The organism is Micromonospora sp. NPDC047527, from assembly GCF_040643015.1.
Lineage (GTDB): Bacteria > Actinomycetota > Actinomycetes > Mycobacteriales > Micromonosporaceae > Micromonospora.
Map to the genome: position 1 here is coordinate 103,109 of NZ_JBEYTK010000008.1, position 17,280 is coordinate 120,388.

Genomic DNA, 17,280 nt, shown 5'->3' on the forward strand with positions numbered 1-17,280 from the left:
GGCCCTACGATCGCGGGTAGGTGCTCGTAGCCGGCACCTGACAGCCACGGCACGGTCAGCGCAGGACGCATTGCGGCGCCCTGCCGCCCGGGCCGATCGCATACAAGACCTCTACGAGGACCGATGACTCCTGTCGTACTGATCGCCGAAGAACTCGCCCCCGCCGCCATCGAGGTGCTCGCCCACGACTTCGACGTCCGTCACGTCGACGGCACCGACCGTCCGGCCCTGCTCTCGGCGCTCTCCGAGGCCGACGCCGTCATCGTGCGCAGCGCGACCCAGATCGACGCCGAGGCGATCGCCGCCGCGCCGCGACTCAAGGTGGTCGCCCGCGCGGGCATCGGACTGGACAACGTCGAGGTGCCGGCGGCCACCGCGCGTGGCGTGATGGTCGTCAACGCGCCCACCTCGAACATCGTCTCCGCCGCCGAGCAGGCAGTCGCCCTGCTGCTCGCCGTGGCCCGCAACACCGCGAGCGCCAGCGCGGCGCTCAAGGCGGGGGAGTGGAAGCGGTCGAAGTACACCGGCGTCGAGGTGCAGGGCAAGACCGTCGGCGTGGTCGGGCTCGGCCGCATCGGAGTGCTCTTCGCGTCTCGCATCGCCGCGTTCGGCACCCGGCTGATCGCGTACGACCCGTACATCCAGCCGGCTCGCGCGGCGCAGCTCGGCGTACGCCTGGTCGGGCTCGACGAGCTGCTGCGCGAGAGTGACTTCATCTCCATCCACCTGCCGAAGACCCCGGAGACGATGGGGCTGATCGGTGAGAAGGAACTGGCGATCGTCAAGCCGGGCGTGCGAATCGTGAACGCCGCCCGTGGTGGTCTGGTCGACGAGCAGGCGCTCGCGAACGCCATCGCCGAGGGCCGGGTCGCCGGGGCCGGCGTGGACGTGTACTCCAAGGAGCCCTGCACCTCGTCGCCGCTGTTCGCCTTCGACAACGTGGTGGCCACCCCGCACCTGGGCGCCTCCACGCACGAGGCGCAGGACAAGGCCGGCCTGGCCGTGGCCAAGAGCGTGAAGCTGGCGTTGCAGGGCGAGTTCGTTCCGGACGCCGTCAACGTGCAGGCCGGCGGTCTGGTCGCGGAGGACGTCCGGCCGCTGCTGCCGCTGGCCGAGAAGCTGGGCCGGGCGTTCACCGCGGTCGCCGGCGGGGTGGCCGCCAGCGTCACGGTGGAGGTTCGCGGCGAGATCGTCGGCCACGACGTGTCGGTGCTCAAGCTGGCCGCCACGAAGGGGCTGTTCAGCTCCGTGGTCGAGGATCAGGTCACCTACGTCAACGCCCCGCACCTGGCCGCCGAGCGGGGCGTCGAGGTCACCCTCGCGAGCCTGGCCGAGACGGCCGAGCAGCCCACCCTGGTCACGGTACGCGGCGCGCTGCCGGACGGCCGGACGGTCAGCGTCTCCGGGACGGTGACCCACTCGGGTGCCCGGGACATCATCAAGCTCACCGAGGTGGACGGCTTCGACGTGGAGATCAGCGCGGAGGGCATCCTGCTCTTCCTGCGCTACGCCGACCGGCCGGGCGTCGTCGGCGTTGTCGGCACCCTGCTCGGCGAGGCGGGCATCAACATCGCCGCGATGCAGGTTGCCCGGCGTGAGGCGGGCGGCGAGACGCTGATGACGCTCACCGTCGACCAGGCGCTCGGCGCCGACCTGCTCACCTCCGCGGCAGACTCGATCGGCGCGACGGCTGCCAGCGCGGCGGACCTGCGCGACGAGTAGTCGACGGCAACACCACGGGGGGCCTGGCGTCACGCCGGGCCCCTCTGTCGTACCCGGGGTGGGTTACGGCCCGACCCCGGTCGGGTCAGTTGGTCAGCCGGGCCGGAGGCGGGTAGACCGAGCCGTCCTGTGGGTCGAAGAGCATCAGCCCGTGCGCGCCGGCCAGCCGCTCGATGTCCAGCAGCACCTGGTCCGCGCAGGTCGGGTGCAGCTTCAACTCGACATGGTCGTGGGCGGCGTGCAGGGGCGCGACGGCCCACGGGCTGTCCGGGCCGGGGTGCCGGTCCGGATAGGAGGCGGTGATCGCCCGGTAGAAGCCGACAACTCGCGGGTCCGGGTAACGGTCCACGTGCTGCCCCTGCCGGCAACCATCGACCGCTGCCCGCACGTCCTCGGGCGTCGCCCCGTCCTCCAGGGCCCACACACTCAGATCGAAACTCACGGCGGACAGCGTGCCATCCGCCGTTCACCATGTCGAAACTGCCTCGCCGCAGGCTGATCGCCGACCCGGTGACGTGCCGTTCGTGACAGTCCGCTGTGGAGACTCTTGCGTCGAGTTGCGTCGATTCGCTAGCGTACGACTGCGTTCACTGGCCGAGGTCGTGGCGCCGGCCCGTCTTCGGGTGGCGCGGCCGACGTCCGGTCCGACCGGTCCGCACCCCTCGATTGCGCAAGCCACGCGCACTCGTCGCTGACCGGCCCCCACAGCCGTTGCCGAGGCGGTGGGGGCCGATCGCAGCCCGACCGGCCGACCGCGTGGGCGGCCGAGGTGCGAATCGGGCCGGAGCACCCGCGGGGAGACGGGGCTCGTGCGGCGAGTTCAGTGCCGGTGGGCGAAGAGCGCGCGATAGTCGGAGCCACCACGAAACCAGGCCAGGCCGGTGGGGCCGGCGGCGTAGAGCGCGGTGGCGTAGGCGTCAGCGACCGTCAGGTCCGGGCCGACGACGGTGGCGGCGGCGAGCTGAGTGGCCGGCTCGCCGGTGTGCGGGTCCACCACATGCCCCTGTCGACCGGTCACCCCGGAGGTGCCGACGGCGCCGGCGGTCATCTCCAGCACCAGCGGCGCGCGGTCGGGCGCCGTCGGGTGGTGCACCGCCACCCGCCACGGCCCGCCGTGCGGCGCCCGGCCCCGGACCACCAGGTCGGCGCCGGTCAGCACCGCGTAGTCGTGAATGCCGGCGGCACGCAGCCGGGCGGCGGCGCGTTCCACGGCCCAGCCGCCGAGCAGGCCGCCCGGGTCGAAGCCGCCGGGCACCGCCCAGGCGTCGAACCAACCGTCGGTGGCGGCGCGCATGGCGGTGCAGCGGTCTACCAGGTCGGCCAGCGGGGGGTACGACTCGGGGCTGATCTCGCCCCGGCGCAGTTTGGAGACCAGGCTCTCCGGTCGGTTCGGGCCATAGGTCAGGTCGATGGCGCGCAACTCCGCGACGCTGTCCCGCAGCGCCTCGCCGACGCCCCGGCGGCCGAGCCACTCGGGGGCGTTGAGCAGCAGGGTGTATTCGGCGGTCGCGGTCTGCACGGTGTGTTGAACGGCGATCCGGCCCTGCGCGGCGCCGGCCGCGTCGATCCGGTGTCGGCGACTGCCGAGCCGGAGGTCGGGCCGGCGGTTGCGGAATGCGGACGGGTCCGGCCAGCGGGTCCGTGGCTGCTCGTCGATCCGCATGGCATCTGCCCCCTCGCAGTTGGCGAGTCGCCGTTCGCGGGTCTCCTGACCCGCTGACGTCGACCGTAGGCAGCGGAGATGACTCCCACATGGGTCCTGGCTGAGAGGATGCTGTGGATCAGCATTCCCATATTGTGGAAGCTGCGTACCGGGAATCGGGACGGGGACGTACCGTTGCCCGGACAAGGGCAGTCGACGTAGGGAGTGCGGTCGTGGCGCGGATCGCGGTGGTGGCCGGGGACGGCATCGGACCCGAGGTGGTCACCCAGGCCCGCAAGGTCCTCGACGCGGTGCTGCCCGGCGGTGTCCAGGCCACCGAGTACGACCTCGGTGCCGCCCGCTGGCACCGTACCGGAGAGGTGTTGCCCGACTCGGTGCTGACCGAGCTGGCCGGGCACGACGCCATCCTGCTCGGCGCGGTGGGCGACCCGACGGTCCCGCCGGGGGTCCTGGAGCGCGGGCTGCTGCTCAAGCTCCGGTTCGCCTTCGACCAGTACGTCAACCTGCGCCCCTCCCGGCTCTGGCCTGGTGTCGCCGGCCCGCTGGGCAACGTGAAGCCCGGCGAGGTGGACCTGGTGGTGGTGCGCGAGGGCACCGAGGGTCTCTACGCCGGCGCCGGTGGGTCGCTGCACCGCGACACCCCGGCCGAGGTCGCCACGGAGGAGAGCCTCAACACCCGGCACGGCGTGGAGCGGGTCATCCGTGACGCGTTCGCGCGGGCCGGCCGCCGGGAACGGCGCAAGGTCACCCTGGTGCACAAGACCAACGTGCTGACCCACGCCGGGTCGCTGTGGGCGCGCACCTTCGACGCGGTCGCCGCCGAGCACCCGGACATCGACACCGAATACCAGCACGTCGACGCGGCCGCGATGTTCCTGGTCACCCAGCCGCAGCGCTACGACGTGGTGGTCACCGACAACCTGTTCGGCGACATCCTCACCGACATCGCCGCCGCGGTCACCGGTGGTATCGGCCTGGCCGCCAGCGGCTGCATCAACCCCGAGGGGGCGTACCCCTCGATGTTCGAGCCGGTGCACGGCTCCGCTCCGGACATCGCCGGGCAGGGCGTCGCCGACCCGGTCGCCGCGGTGCTCTCCGCCGCGCTGCTGCTGGAGCAGCTCGGGCACGCCGAGGCGGCCTCCCGGGTCAACGCGGCGGTCGCCGCCGAGCTGGCCGGTCGCACCCCGGGCGTCGCCCTGCGTACCGCCGAGGTCGGCGACCGCCTCGCCGCACACGCCGTAGCCTGACCGCCCCGGCCTCCCAACGCCGGGGCGGTATCCCCGCCTGTCCGGGCACTCCGCCCGCCCCGAGCGGCGCTTTCCGCTGAACGACCGTTCGGGGTAAGTTTCTGGCACAGCCATGTCGGCGTGCGATCCCGCACGCCGTTGTCCCGCAGGGAGGTCAGCGCGATGAGCGGTGGTGACATGCTCGACTTCGAGATCCGTCCGAATCCCGCGCCGGTATCCGCCGCCGATCGGGCCGCTCTGCTGGCCAACCCCGGGTTCGGCCGGGTCTTCACCGACCACATGGTCACCGTCCGCTACGCCGACGGCAAGGGTTGGTACGACGCCCGGGTGGAGGCGCGTGCGCCGATCCCGATGGACCCGGCCAGTGCCGTGCTGCACTACGCGCAGGAGATCTTCGAAGGGCTCAAGGCCTACCGGACGGCCGACGGTGGCGTGACCATGTTCCGGCCGGACGCCAACGCCGCCCGCTTCGCCACCTCGGCGCAGCGGATGGCGATGCCGGTGCTGCCGCCCGAGGTCTTCGTCGACTCGCTGCACAAGCTCATCGAGATCGACCGGGAGTGGATCCCGACCGGCGAGGACGGCAGCCTCTACCTGCGGCCGTTCATGTTCGCCAGTGAGGTCTTCCTCGGCGTCCGCCCGGCCAACGAATATCTCTACATGGTGATCGCGTCGCCGGTCGGGGCCTACTTCACCGGCGGGGTCAAGCCGGTCACCGTCTGGGTCTCACCGGACTACACCCGCGCCGCGCCCGGCGGCACCGGCGCGGCCAAGTGTGGCGGCAACTACGCCGCGTCGCTGGCGGCCCAGGCCGAGGCCATCGAGGCGGGTTGCGACCAGGTCGTCTTCCTGGACGCGGTGGAGCGCCGGTTCGTCGACGAGTTGGGCGGCATGAACGTCTTCTTCGTCTACGACGACGACACGGTGGTCACCCCGCCGCTGACCGGCACGATCCTGCCCGGCATCACCCGCGACGCGGTCTTGACGCTGGCAGGGGCTGCCGGTCACCGGGTCGAGGAGCGGCCTGTCGCGTTCGCCGACTGGCAGGCCGACGCGGCCAGCGGCCGGCTCCGCGAGGTGTTCGCCTGCGGCACCGCCGCGGTCATCACCCCGATCGGCGGGGTCCGCTTCCCGGACGGCGAGTTCCTGATCGGCGGCGGCGAGCCCGGCCAGGTCACCATGGCACTGCGTCAGCAGTTGGTCGACATCCAGCGGGGCAAGGCCCCCGACGAGCAGGGCTGGGTGCAGCGGGTCCTCTGACCTCCGTCACGCGCCGGCCCGTCCGAACGGTCGGGCCGGCACAGACCTCGACGGCCTATGCGTCGAGCAGGTGGTCGCGGAGCGCGGCGAGTTGTTCGTCGGTCACCCCGGCGTGACGCAGGTACGCCTCGACCGAGCCGTACCCTTCGCGCAGCTCGTCCAGGAAGATCTGCATCGCCTCGGCGGGTGACGCCAGGAACGGCGCTGGCACGTCCACCACGTGCGGCAGGGTGGCCGTGAGCCAGGCGCTGAACCGGGCCGACGCCTCCGTGCTGAGCGCGTAGTCGGCGACGATGTCGGCGTCGTCGACGCCCAGCACGGCGAGGGTCAGCGCGCAGACGATGCCGGTGCGGTCCTTGCCGGCGACGCAGTGCACCACCGCCGGGGCGTTCGAGGAGTCGGCGATGAGCCCGATCGCCTCGGCCAGGCCGGCGGTGCCGGTCTGGGCCAGGTCGGCGTAACGGTCCGCGAGGTAGCGGGCGAGGTCGGCGCCCTCCTCGTGCGGCGTGGCGGCCCAGTCCTCGTGCTCCGGGTGGATGTTCCGGTAGGTCAGCCCCTGGTAGGCCGGCACCCGGCCGTCACGTTCCACCTCGGTCGGCCGGCGCAGGTCGATGACGGTGCGGATGCCGATCGCGGCGAACGCGTCCCGGTCCTGCTCGTCGAGGCGGTGCAGGGAGTCGGAGCGGAAGAGCCGGCCCCGGCGTACGGCGCGGCCGTCGTGGCCGAGGTAGCCGCCGACGTCGCGGAAGTTGAAGGTCGCGGGCAGTGGGATGCGTCGGTTGTCGTCGATGGCGTCCACGCTCACACCGTAGCGGCCGGTGGGGCCGCGTCCCACCGGCCGTCGGGGTTCGATCGGCTACCGAGCGGTGCCGGGCGGGAGTGCGCCGTACGTCTCGTCGTAGTAGCCACCTAGCTGGTCCCGGTACGCCGGGTCGCTGTGGCTGGTCTCGTCGTACTCGGGGGCGGCCTTGATCTGGTCGCGGGTGCGGTCGACCGAGACGGTGCGCTGGTCGTGGTCGACCTGGTTGACCGTTCCGGCCGGCAGCATCACCTTCTTCCCGAAGATCCACGGGCCGGTGTCCACCACCAGGTAGCTGCCGTCCACCTCGTGGCTGGCACTGTCGATCTTGCCGATGCCACCGTCGGTGGCCTCGACCTTGTATCCGACCAGGTCGGCGTCGGCCACCTCGGCCTGGTCCCGGTAGCGCCAGGGGCCGAAGGTGCCGGCCGGTGCACCGCCGGGAATGGTGCCCTGGTCGCCGCCGCGCAGCGGGTCCGGCCGGCGTGGGTGGCGTGCGGATCGATCCTGTCCATGCCGTTCACTCCTGACTGTCGCCGATCGTCTCGGCGTCGGTGGTGTGTCCCCCCACGAGCTACCCGGCGGCCGGGGGCCGGAAACGGCGACGCGTGCCGCCGCGCCGCTCGGCGCGTCCCGCGATGTGGATTGCTCCTCCCAGAAACGGGGAAGCGGTGGCAGAGTAGTGGACGTGACCAGCACCGCCCTGATTATTGCGACCTAGCGCGCCGGCATCCCCCTCCGCCGAGCGCGCAGACCTCCCGCATCCGCGGGAGGTCTTTTTGTTTGCTCCGAGAAAGGACCCTGATGACGTTCCAGGTCTACGACACGACGTTGCGTGATGGTGCCCAGCGCGAAGGGCTCACCTACTCGGTGGTCGACAAGCTGGCGGTGGCCCGGCTGCTCGACGAGTTCGGCGTCGGCTTCATCGAGGGCGGCTGGCCGGGCGCGGTGCCCAAGGACACCGAGTTCTTCCGCCGAGCGCGCACCGAACTCGACCTGCGGCACGCCGTGCTGGTCGCGTTCGGCGCCACCCGCAAGGCCGGTGTCGCGGTCGCCGACGACCCCCAGGTGCGCGGCCTGCTGGACGCGCAGACCCCGGCGGTCGCGCTGGTCGCCAAGGCCGACATCCGCCACGTCGAGCGAGCGCTGCGCACCACCGGCGCCGAGAACCTGGCGATGATCCACGACACCGTCACCCACCTCGTGCGCGAGGGCCGCCGGGTCTTCGTCGACGGCGAGCACTTCTTCGACGGCTACCGGCACGACCCGACGTACGGCGCGGCCGTGGTGCAGACCGCGCTCGCCGCCGGCGCCGAGCGCATGGTGCTCTGCGACACCAACGGCGGCATGCTGCCGTCCCAGGTGACCGCCGCGATCGTCGACCTCACCAGCCGGCTCGGGGTCGACGCCGGGCTGCTCGGCATGCACGCGCAGAACGACACCTCCTGCGCGGTCGCCAACACGATCGCCGCCGTGGAGGCCGGCGTCCGCCACGTCCAGGGCACCGCCAACGGGTACGGCGAGCGCCCCGGCAACGCCGACATCTTCGCGGTCGTCGCCAACCTTCAACTCAAGCTGGGCATGCCCGTCCTACCGGACGGCTGCCTGGCGCAGATGGTGCGGGTCTCGCACGCCATCGCCGAGATCGCCAACATCGCCCCCGACACCCACCAGGCGTACGCCGGGGCCGCCGCCTTCGCCCACAAGGCGGGGCTGCACGCGAGCGCGATCAAGGTCGACCCGTTGCTCTACAACCACGTGGACCCGTCGGTGGTGGGCAACGACATGCGGATCCTGGTGACCGAGATGGCCGGCCGGGCCAGCATCGAGCTCAAGAGCCGTGAGCTCGGCCTGGACCTGGCCGGCCGTCCGGAGACGCTGACCCGGGTCACCAAGCGGGTCAAGGAGTTGGAGGCCGACGGCTGGTCCTTCGAGGCCGCGGACGCCTCCTTCGAGCTGCTGGTCCGCTCCGAACTGCCGGAGGGCAGTCCGGCCCGTCCGTTCACCCTGGAGTCGTACCGGGTGCTGGTCGAGCACCGGGAGGACGGCGCCGTCGTCTCCGAGGCGACGGTGAAGATCCGGGTACGCGGCGAGCGGGTGATCGCCACCGCCGAGGGCAACGGCCCGGTCAACGCGCTGGACGAGGCGCTCCGGGTGGGGCTGACCCGGCACTATCCGCAGCTGCGCGACTTCGAACTGGCCGACTACAAGGTGCGGATCCTGGAGGGCAGCCACGGCACCGGCGCGGTCACCCGGGTGCTGCTGAAGACCTCCGACGGTGATGGCCGGGACTGGACCACCGTGGGCGTGCACCACAACGTGGTCGAGGCGAGCTGGCACGCCCTGGTCGACGCCCTCACCTACGGCCTGGCCCCCGCCTCCGTCTAACCCGCCCCCTCGCCCGCCCCGCCCCGCCCCTCCGCGCCCTCGCCCGCCCCTCGCCCCCGCGATCTTGCACTTTGTGTCGCCGTTATGCGGCTTTTGTGCACCATTGTCGCGACATCAAGTGCAAGATCGCGGGAGCGGGGAGCGGGGAGCGGGGAGCGGGGAGCGGGGAGCGGGGAGCGGGGAGCGGGGAGCGGGGAGCGGGGAGCGGGTTAGGGGGTGGGGAGGCGGAGGGTGGTCAGGACGGGGCGGTGGTCGCTGCCGGGTAGGGCCAGCACTGTCAGCGAGCGGACCGCGATGCGCCGGTCGACAAACACATGGTCGATGGTGACCGGCGGGATCAGGTCGCCGTCGTACGGACCCCAGGTGCCGGTCAACCCCTCCCCGACGGCGTCGGCCGCGTCCACGTAACCGGTGCCCAGCAGCGCCCGCAGCGGGCTGTGGTCGAGGGTGGCGTTGAAGTCCCCGGCAAGGATCCGCAGCTCACCGTCCGGCGTGGCCGGTGGCTGGGCGGCGAGGTCGGCACGCCAGGCGCCGACCTGGTCCAGCGCGGACGGCGCCGAGGGGTGGGCCGACTCGACACGGACCGGGGGAGCGCCGGGGACGGCCACCGTGCCGTACGCCTGGCTGAACCCCCAGCCGCCGCGATTGTGCCGAATGCCGACGTCGCTGAGCGGCCACCGCGAGTAGAGCCCGGAGCCGGGCGTGCCGATGTGCGGGTTGAGCTGCCGGTGGGGCAGCAGTTGGTCGAGGCCGAGCCGGTCCAGGGCGGCCTGCGCGTCCGGGGTGAACTCCTGCACGGTGAGCACGTCGACCCGGTGCCGCCGGACCAACTCGACGAGCGTGGCCGCGTCGGCGGAGCCGGCGAGCAGGTTGGCGGTGAGCACCCGGATGGTGGGGCCGGTCGTCGCCGGCTGCGAGGCGGCCAGCGCACGGGGCGCGACCGCGCCGAGCAGCGCCACCGCGGCCAGGGCCGCGACCGCCGCCGGCCACCAGCGCCGCAGGGCGATGGCGAGTGCGAGGGCGAGCACGCTCCATCCCGCGACGTACGGGGTGAAGGCGAGCGCCTGCACCAGTGGCCCCCGGTCCAGCCCGCCCAGCCGTAGGGCGGCCCAGACAGCCGTCGGCCCGATCGCCAGCCAGCAGAGCGCCGTGCCGACCGGTGCCGCGCGGCGGCGGGTAGGCGTGGGCAGGGCATCGACGATCATGGCGAACAGCCTAACGGTCTTCTGTTCCGTCCCATTCGTGAATGGCGGGCCGCTCACATTTCGCAATTATATGAAGGTCGGTCGCCAACCCGATAAAGCGAGATCAACTATTGACGCTCAGCTTTTTGCGGTGCTACGTTTCACCTGGTCAAAGCGACGCAACTCTGAGTAGTAATGCCAGCTCGGACCAGGTGTAGGTCAGAGCTTCAATCGGTTACGCGTCGTCCTCAACCCTATTTTCTGGCAGTTATCCGTCCCGCCCCGCGGGTCGGCCGAATTCGCACGGTCACACAAGGGGGACCTGTCATGAGCACATCCTTCCGACGTAAGGCGGCGGCGGTCACGTTCGCCGTCCTGGGGCTCACCCTCGCCGGAGGTGGGATCGCCGTCGCCCAACCGACGGCGAAGGCCCCGGTCGAGGCAGCCCAGCCGGCTGCACGCAGCACGAACACCCAACCGCCGGTGACGGCGGAGTCCGCCCGCAAGGCAAAGGCCGCGCTGAACGCCAAGGCGAGCACGCTCGTCGCCTCGACCACCATCGTCGTCGTCAACTCCAACGGCACCAAGGCGCGTGGCACCGGCACCGTCATCAAGTACGGCGCCGGGCAGTACGAGGTGCAGTTCAGCCACGTCGTCACGGCCGGCGTCTTCGTGGCCTCGGTCGGCCGGGCCGACTCCTGCTGCATCCCGCCGGGCGGCGAGGTCTCGGTCGCGCCCCGGCTCAGCACGCCGAACGCGGTCTTCGTGCAGACCCGCAACTCGGCCGGCACCCCGACCGACCTGGGCTTCCACCTGGTTGTCCACCTTTCCTGACCGACCGACGTCCGGCCCCCGCACCGGTGTGCGGGGGCCGCGCCGTGTCCGCCCGGCGCACCTCGTCACCGTCGACCCTCGCCCTGCCGGCTCGGGGTCGACGCACTCTTGCGGCCGGCTCATCCCGGTCGTCCCCCGTTCGGGCGGCTCGTCCTCATCCGGGGCACAACGGGCCGGTCCGGTGCTCACAATCCGACGTTTGCCGCCCCCTCCGCCCGGGAAGCAAGCACCGTGACGGACATCTCGGACACCCTGGCCAGCATGCCCAGCCCGGTCGATCCCGAGCCGACCGGCGTCGAGCTGGAACAGACGCTCTTCGAGGTCAAACGCGTGATCGTCGGGCAGGATCGACTCGTCGAACGCCTGCTCACCGCTTTGATCGCCAACGGGCACTGCCTCCTGGAGGGGGTCCCCGGCGTGGCCAAGACGCTTGCCGCGCAGACCCTCGCCACCGTGGTCGGTGGCACCTTCTCCCGGATCCAGTTCACCCCGGACCTGGTTCCCTCCGACATCGTCGGCACGCGGATCTACCGGGCCTCCAAGGAGACCTTCGACATCGAACTGGGCCCGATCATGGCCAACCTGGTGCTGGCCGACGAAATCAACCGCGCCCCGGCCAAGGTCCAGTCGGCGCTGTTGGAGGCGATGGCGGAACGGCAGGTCTCCATCGGCGGCCGCAGTTGGCCGGTGCCGTCGCCGTTCCTGGTGCTGGCCACCCAGAACCCGATCGAGTCGGAGGGCGTCTATCAGCTTCCCGAGGCGCAGCGCGACCGGTTCCTGATGAAGGTGGTGGTCGACTACCCCAGCGACGCCGACGAACTGGCCATCCTCTACCGGATGAGCACCGACCGGCCCAGCCCACGTCAGGTGCTCGACGCGCAACGGTTGCAGGACCTGCAGAGCCGCGCCGAGCAGGTCTTCGTCCACCACGCGCTGGCCGAGTACGTCGTCCGGCTCATCCTCGCCACCCGTGACCCGGGCCGGTTCGGGCTGCCGGAGATCGCGCCACTGCTGGCGTACGGTGCCAGCCCCCGCGCCACCCTCGGGCTGGTCGCGGCCGCCCGGGCGCAGGCGCTCCTGCGTGGACGGGAGTACGTGCTGCCCGAGGACGTCCGGGAGTTGGCGGTCGACGTCCTCGCCCACCGGCTGGTGCTCTCCTTCGACGCGGTCGCCGACGGGGTCTCGGCCGAGAGCCTGGTGCGCCGGTTGGTGGAGGCGGTTCCGCCGCCCCGGGTGGCGACCGGGCATCCGCAGCAGACGCCGGACCTGGCGGCGGCATGAGGCGCGCCAGCCTCGCGCCGGTGGCCGTGCCGCCGGATCCCGGCCTGGCCGAGCTGAGCCCGGATCAGCGACTGCGGCGTCTGGAGTTGACAGTCACCCGGCGGCTCAACGGTCTGCTGCACGGCCAGTACCGTGGCCTGCTTCCCGGGCCGGGCAGCGAGCCCGCGGGCAGCCGCGAATACCGGCCGGGGGAGGACGAGGTCCGCCGGATGGACTGGGCGGTGACCGCCCGGACCGCCGTGCCGCATGTCCGGCAGGTCGACGCCGACCGGGAACTGACCACCTGGTTACTGGTCGACGGCAGTGCCAGCATGGAGTTCGGCACCGCCGAGTTGGACAAGCGGGAGTTGGCGGTGGCCGCGGTGGCGGCGGTGGGCTTCCTGACCGCCGGCGTCGGCAACCGACTGGGTGCGCAGGTGCTGCGTGCCGACGGGGTACGCCGTTTCCCCGCCCGCAGCGGGCGTACCCATCTGCTTGGTCTGCTCCGCATGCTGCTGACCGCCCCGCGCACGTCCGGTCCCAGCGACCAGTCGTCGGTCGGATCGCCGGAGTTGGCGGACGGGCTCGACGCGCTGCACCGGGTCGCCAACCAGCGCGGCCTGGTCGTGGTGGTCTCGGACTTCCTCGACGGGCTGCCCGACGACCCCGACCACCCGCCGCCCTGGGAGGCGACCCTGCGCCGGCTGTCCGTCCGCCACCAGGTGCTGGCGATCGAGGTGACCGACCCGCGCGAGCTGGAGTTGCCCGACGTCGGCCTGATCACACTGGTCGATCCGGAATCCGGCCGCTGTCGTGAGGTGTGCACATCGGACCGTCGGCTGCGCGAGCGGTACGCCGCGGCCGCCGTCGCCCAGCGTGAGCAGGTCCGCCAGGCCCTGCGCCGCAGCGCGGCAACCCACCTGGCGCTACGCACCGACCGGGACTGGGGCGCGGACATCGTCCGGCACGTGCACGCCCAGCGACGGTTGGCCGCCGCGCCGGCCGGGGTCGCCCGGGGAGGTGCCGCGTGAACTGGGAGTCCCCGCTGCGGCTCTGGCTGCTGCTCGGTGTGCTCGCCCTGATCGTCGCGTACCTGGTGATCCAGCGCGGACGCAGCCGGTACGCGGTCCGCTTCACCAACCTGCGGCTGCTCGACCGGGTGGCGCCCGAGCGGCCGGCCTGGCGCCGACATGTCCCGGCCGGGCTGTTCCTGGCCATGCTGGCGCTGCTCGTGGTCGGGTTCGCCCGGCCCAGCGCCGAGGTTCGGGTGCCCCGGGAACGCGCCACCGTGATGGTGGCGGTGGATGTGTCCACCTCGATGCTCGCCACCGACGTGGAACCGGACCGGCTGGCGGCGGCCAAACAGGCGGCCCGGCGGTTCGTCGAGGGCCTGCCGGACGAGTTCAACGTGGGGCTTGTCGCGTTCGCCGGCAGCGCCGCCGTCCTGGTGCCGCCCGGCACCGACCGAGATGCCCTGGACGAGGGCATCGGCCGGCTCGCCGAGGGTGTGACCGGGGTGCAGGGCACTGCGATCGGCGAGGCCATCAACACCTCGCTGGGCGCGGTCAAGAGCCTGGACAGCGAGGCCGCGAAGGAGCCGCCGCCTGCCCGGATCATCCTGCTCTCCGACGGGGCGAACACCTCGGGAATGGACCCGATGGAGGCGGCGGCGGAGGCGGTGACGGCGAAGGTGCCGGTGCACGCGATCTCCTTCGGCACCCCGTCCGGATTCGTGGACCGGGGCGGACGGCCCATCCAGGTGCCGGTCGACGGGCAGACGCTGCGAGCGGTCGCCGACGAGACCGGCGGGATGTTCCACGAGGCCAGCACCATCGACGAGCTGCGCGCCGTCTACGACGACATCGGCAGCTCGGTCGGCTACCGCACCGAACGCCAGGACGTCTCGGCCCGGTTCATCGGCCTCGGCCTCGTCTTCGCGATGGGTGCGGCAGCCGGCTCGATGCGCTGGTTCTCCCGACTGCCCTGATCCGCCGCGCCGACGTCGACCGTGAGGAGTACGCATGGCTGTGCAGACCGGACTGGGTGAACCGCGCGGTCCCTGGTTCATCTCGCCCGAACTCGACCCGGACGGGCGCGGGTGGTGGGACGCGCCCGGCTCGGGGCGGGATCCCGGCGGGCGGCGTTCGGGCCGGCTGCTCGCCGTGCTGGGAGTGGTGGCCGTCTCCGCCGTCTCGGGCGCTCTGGCCGGCGGCGTGGTGGCCAGCCGGGACGGTGCCGCCGGTCCGGCGGCGGCGTCGGCCGCCCCGGTGCCGGCGGAGCTGGTCACCGCCGCCGAGCGGACCGTGCCCGGCGTGGTCTCGGTGCTCGCCGGCGGCGCGAACGGCGCGTCCGCGACCGGCTCGGGGTTCGCCATCGACGACCAGCAGCACCTCGTCACCAACGACCACATCCTGGCCAAGGGGGGCGGTGGGCCGGTGACCGTGGAGCTGCCCGACGGCCGCCGGTACGAAGCCGAGGTGGTCGGCCGGGAGCCGCGCAGCGACCTGGCGGTGCTGAAGGTGCCGCCGTCGGCCGGGCTCGCCCCGTTGCCGCTGGCCAAGCCGGGTGCCACCCGGGTCGGTGAGCCGGTGCTGGCGGTGGGCTCGCCGCTCGGCCTGTCCGGCACGGTCACCGCGGGCATCGTGAGCGCGTTGGACCGTCAGGTGCGGCTGGGCAACAACCGGCACAGCGCCGTGCAGACCGACGCGTCGATCAATCCCGGCAACTCGGGCGGGCCGCTGGTCAACGCCCGTGGGGAGGTGGTCGGGGTGAACACCGCGATCGCCACCATCGACGGCAACGGGTCGATCGGCATCGGCTTCGCCATCCCGATCGACCAGGTGCAGCAGACCGCCGACACGATCATCGGCAAGGGCGGCTGAGCTGCCCGGACAGCTGCCGGCGGCCGGTTCGGCCGCCGGCAGTGTCGGATATCCGGCCGGACGGCATCAAATCATGGAAATATGACGCTCCGTATGGATACTGGCGGAGGTGGAGCGTCCTCTTCTCACGGTCCTCCTGCTGGTGGGCCTGGTCATCGGATGTGCGGTGGGGTCGGCGTACGCGCGGGCGCGACGCGGGTGGACCGACTACCAGACGGTCAAGAAAACGGTGCCAACTGCACGCCGTGGCGCCTGGTTGCTGATCCGGGGGGTCGCCGTGAAAGCCGCGGTGATCGGGTTGCTGCTGTTCGGCGCGGTGGCGTACGCGGCGGTCGGCTCCGACGACGAGACGGCCGGCCCGACGCCCAGCCCGTCCTCGACGCTGAGTGAGCCTCCGCACCGGTGATCCTCGGCGCGCCGGTGCGGGTTAGCCTCGGGGCGTGGACGACGGACTGCGGGTGACCGACCGGTGGGTCGTCCCCGCCGGGGAGCTGCGGGAGCGCTTCTCCCGCTCGTCCGGGCCGGGTGGGCAGGGCGTGAACACCGCCGACTCCCGGGTCGAGCTGAGCTACGACCTGGCCAACTCCCCGTCCGTGCCCGACTGGGTGCGGACGCGGGCGTTGGAGCGGCTCGCCAACCGTCTGGTGGACGGGGTGCTGACGATCGCGGCCAGCGAGCACCGGGCGCAGCTCGCCAACCGGGAGGCGGCCCGTGAGCGGATGGTGGCGCTGCTGCGTGAAGCCGCGGCACCCCCGCCGCCACCTCGACGCGCCACCCGGCCGTCGCGAGGCGCCAAGGAGCGCCGGCTGGCCGAGAAGAAGCGCCAGTCGCAGCGCAAGCGCGACCGCCGCGTCGACGGCGAGTAGTCGAACCATCATCGAGAACCGCTCCTGCGGGAGATCATCGGACTATCGAGTGACAGAATCTGGAATCTGTCAGCCGAAGTATGTATGGTGAGTGAGTCATCCAGGAGAGGAACACCCCATGGACACCCGCACCCTCGGCACCACCGGTCCGACCGTCTCCGCCCTCGGCCTCGGCCTGATGGGCATGTCCGACCTCTACGGCGACGCCGACGAGGCCGAGAGCATCGCCACCATCCACGCCGCCCTGGACGCCGGCATCACCCTGCTGGACACCGGCGACTTCTACGGGATGGGCCACAACGAGCTGCTGCTGCGCGAGGCGCTGCGCGGTCGCGACCGGGACGACGCCGTGATCAGCGTCAAGTTCGGCGCCCTGCGCGACGCCGACGGTGGCTGGAACGGCTACGACCTCCGGCCCGCCGCGATCAAGAACTTCCTCGCGTACACGCTGCGCCGGCTCGGCACCGACCACGTCGACATCTACCGCCCGTCCCGCCTCGCGTCCGATGTTCCGGTGGAGGAGGTGGTGGGCACCCTGGCCGAGCTCGTCAAGGCCGGCCACATCCGGCACATCGGCCTGTCCGAGGTGAGCGCGGAGACGCTGCGCCGGGCACACGCCGTGCACCCGATCACCGACCTCCAGATCGAATACTCGCTGATCTCCCGCAACCCGGAGACCGACATCCTGCCGACGGCCCGCGAGCTGGGCGTGGGGGTCACCGCGTACGGGGTGCTGTCCCGTGGCCTGATCAGCGGCCACTGGACGGCGCGGCGGGACACCGTCGCCACCGACTTCCGCAGCCACCTGCCCCGGTTCTCCGGCGCGAACCTGGACCGCAACCTGGCCCTGGTGGACGCCCTGCGCGCCATCGCCGAGGCCCGCGGCGTCACCGTGGCGCAGATCGCCATCGCCTGGGTGCTCGCCCGTGGCGAGACCATCGTGCCCCTGGTCGGCGCCCGCCGCCGGGACCGGCTCACCGAGGCACTGGGCGCGACCGCAGTCGTCCTGACCGACGCGGACCTGGCCGCCATCGAGGCCGCCATCCCGGCCGACGCGGCAGCCGGCAGCCGCTACGCCGAGGCGCAGATGGCGTTCCTGGACAGCGAGCGGGCGTGACCGCCCGGCCGTGGCGCGACCGCCACCCGGGGGTCGCGCCACGGCCGTGGACGCGGTC

At 72.3% G+C, this 17,280-nt stretch carries 17 protein-coding genes; 12 read left to right on the plus strand and 5 right to left on the minus strand.

What is annotated here, in order from left to right:
• The first annotated feature begins 123 nt into the window (after positions 1-123).
• Entirely contained in the window at positions 124-1,722 is a 1,599-nt protein-coding gene (gene serA, locus ABZ808_RS26165) for a phosphoglycerate dehydrogenase (RefSeq protein ID WP_357011398.1), read from the plus strand.
• 85 nt (positions 1,723-1,807) lie between these two features.
• On the opposite strand, the gene ABZ808_RS26170 is transcribed toward serA, so the two are convergent.
• Positions 1,808-2,164, minus strand: coding sequence for a hypothetical protein (locus tag ABZ808_RS26170; RefSeq protein ID WP_357011400.1), 357 nt, complete (start codon positions 2,162-2,164; stop codon positions 1,808-1,810).
• Between the two features lie 378 nt (positions 2,165-2,542).
• Positions 2,543-3,385, minus strand: coding sequence for an FAD:protein FMN transferase (locus ABZ808_RS26175; protein WP_357011401.1), 843 nt, complete (start codon positions 3,383-3,385; stop codon positions 2,543-2,545).
• 212 nt (positions 3,386-3,597) lie between these two features.
• On the opposite strand from ABZ808_RS26175, the gene ABZ808_RS26180 reads away from it, so the two are divergent.
• Together ABZ808_RS26180 and ABZ808_RS26185 are read left to right on the plus strand one after the other, a co-directional pair.
• A complete protein-coding gene (locus ABZ808_RS26180; protein WP_357011403.1) occupies positions 3,598-4,632 on the plus strand; it encodes a 3-isopropylmalate dehydrogenase in 1,035 nt (344 codons plus the stop codon).
• 162 nt (positions 4,633-4,794) lie between these two features.
• Positions 4,795-5,892, plus strand: a complete 1,098-nt coding sequence (locus ABZ808_RS26185) for a branched-chain amino acid aminotransferase (RefSeq protein ID WP_357011405.1) — start codon at positions 4,795-4,797, stop codon at positions 5,890-5,892.
• A 55-nt stretch (positions 5,893-5,947) separates the two neighbouring features.
• On the opposite strand, the gene ABZ808_RS26190 is transcribed toward ABZ808_RS26185, so the two are convergent.
• Both ABZ808_RS26190 and ABZ808_RS26195 read right to left on the minus strand, forming a co-directional pair.
• Complete coding sequence (locus tag ABZ808_RS26190) at positions 5,948-6,691, minus strand: tyrosine-protein phosphatase (protein ID WP_357011407.1); 744 nt, start codon at positions 6,689-6,691, stop codon at positions 5,948-5,950.
• Positions 6,692-6,748: 57 nt separating this feature from the next.
• Positions 6,749-7,162 (minus strand): PRC-barrel domain containing protein, encoded by a 414-nt coding sequence (locus tag ABZ808_RS26195; protein ID WP_357011613.1) that lies wholly within the window; start codon positions 7,160-7,162, stop codon positions 6,749-6,751.
• Between the two features lie 333 nt (positions 7,163-7,495).
• On the opposite strand from ABZ808_RS26195, the gene cimA reads away from it, so the two are divergent.
• A complete protein-coding gene (gene cimA, locus ABZ808_RS26200) occupies positions 7,496-9,079 on the plus strand; it encodes a citramalate synthase (RefSeq protein ID WP_357011409.1) in 1,584 nt (527 codons plus the stop codon).
• A 209-nt stretch (positions 9,080-9,288) separates the two neighbouring features.
• On the opposite strand, the gene ABZ808_RS26205 is transcribed toward cimA, so the two are convergent.
• A complete protein-coding gene (locus tag ABZ808_RS26205; RefSeq protein ID WP_357011411.1) occupies positions 9,289-10,284 on the minus strand; it encodes an endonuclease/exonuclease/phosphatase family protein in 996 nt (331 codons plus the stop codon).
• A gap of 306 nt (positions 10,285-10,590) precedes the next feature.
• Between ABZ808_RS26205 and ABZ808_RS26210 the strand changes: the two genes are divergently transcribed.
• The 8 genes from ABZ808_RS26210 (at position 10,591) to ABZ808_RS26245 (ending at position 17,222) form a co-directional block, all read left to right on the plus strand.
• A complete protein-coding gene (locus ABZ808_RS26210; RefSeq protein ID WP_357011413.1) occupies positions 10,591-11,097 on the plus strand; it encodes a hypothetical protein in 507 nt (168 codons plus the stop codon).
• 231 nt (positions 11,098-11,328) lie between these two features.
• Entirely contained in the window at positions 11,329-12,378 is a 1,050-nt protein-coding gene (locus tag ABZ808_RS26215) for a MoxR family ATPase (RefSeq protein ID WP_357011415.1), read from the plus strand.
• Between the two features lie 26 nt (positions 12,379-12,404).
• Complete coding sequence (locus tag ABZ808_RS26220) at positions 12,405-13,388, plus strand: DUF58 domain-containing protein (protein WP_357011615.1); 984 nt, start codon at positions 12,405-12,407, stop codon at positions 13,386-13,388.
• Positions 13,385-14,344 carry a VWA domain-containing protein gene (locus tag ABZ808_RS26225; protein ID WP_357011417.1) on the plus strand — a complete coding sequence of 320 codons (960 nt, stop codon included), beginning with the start codon at positions 13,385-13,387 and terminating at the stop codon, positions 14,342-14,344. The genes ABZ808_RS26220 and ABZ808_RS26225 overlap by 4 nt, the downstream gene beginning before the upstream one ends.
• A 34-nt stretch (positions 14,345-14,378) precedes the next feature.
• Positions 14,379-15,239: a trypsin-like peptidase domain-containing protein gene (locus ABZ808_RS26230; RefSeq protein ID WP_357011419.1), complete on the plus strand. Its 861-nt coding sequence runs from the start codon at positions 14,379-14,381 to the stop codon at positions 15,237-15,239.
• 109 nt (positions 15,240-15,348) lie between these two features.
• Positions 15,349-15,645: a hypothetical protein gene (locus tag ABZ808_RS26235; protein WP_357011421.1), complete on the plus strand. Its 297-nt coding sequence runs from the start codon at positions 15,349-15,351 to the stop codon at positions 15,643-15,645.
• A gap of 34 nt (positions 15,646-15,679) precedes the next feature.
• Positions 15,680-16,105, plus strand: coding sequence for an alternative ribosome rescue aminoacyl-tRNA hydrolase ArfB (gene arfB, locus ABZ808_RS26240; protein ID WP_357011423.1), 426 nt, complete (start codon positions 15,680-15,682; stop codon positions 16,103-16,105).
• Positions 16,106-16,223: 118 nt separating this feature from the next.
• Complete coding sequence (locus tag ABZ808_RS26245; RefSeq protein WP_357011425.1) at positions 16,224-17,222, plus strand: aldo/keto reductase; 999 nt, start codon at positions 16,224-16,226, stop codon at positions 17,220-17,222.
• Positions 17,223-17,280 lie beyond the last annotated feature (58 nt).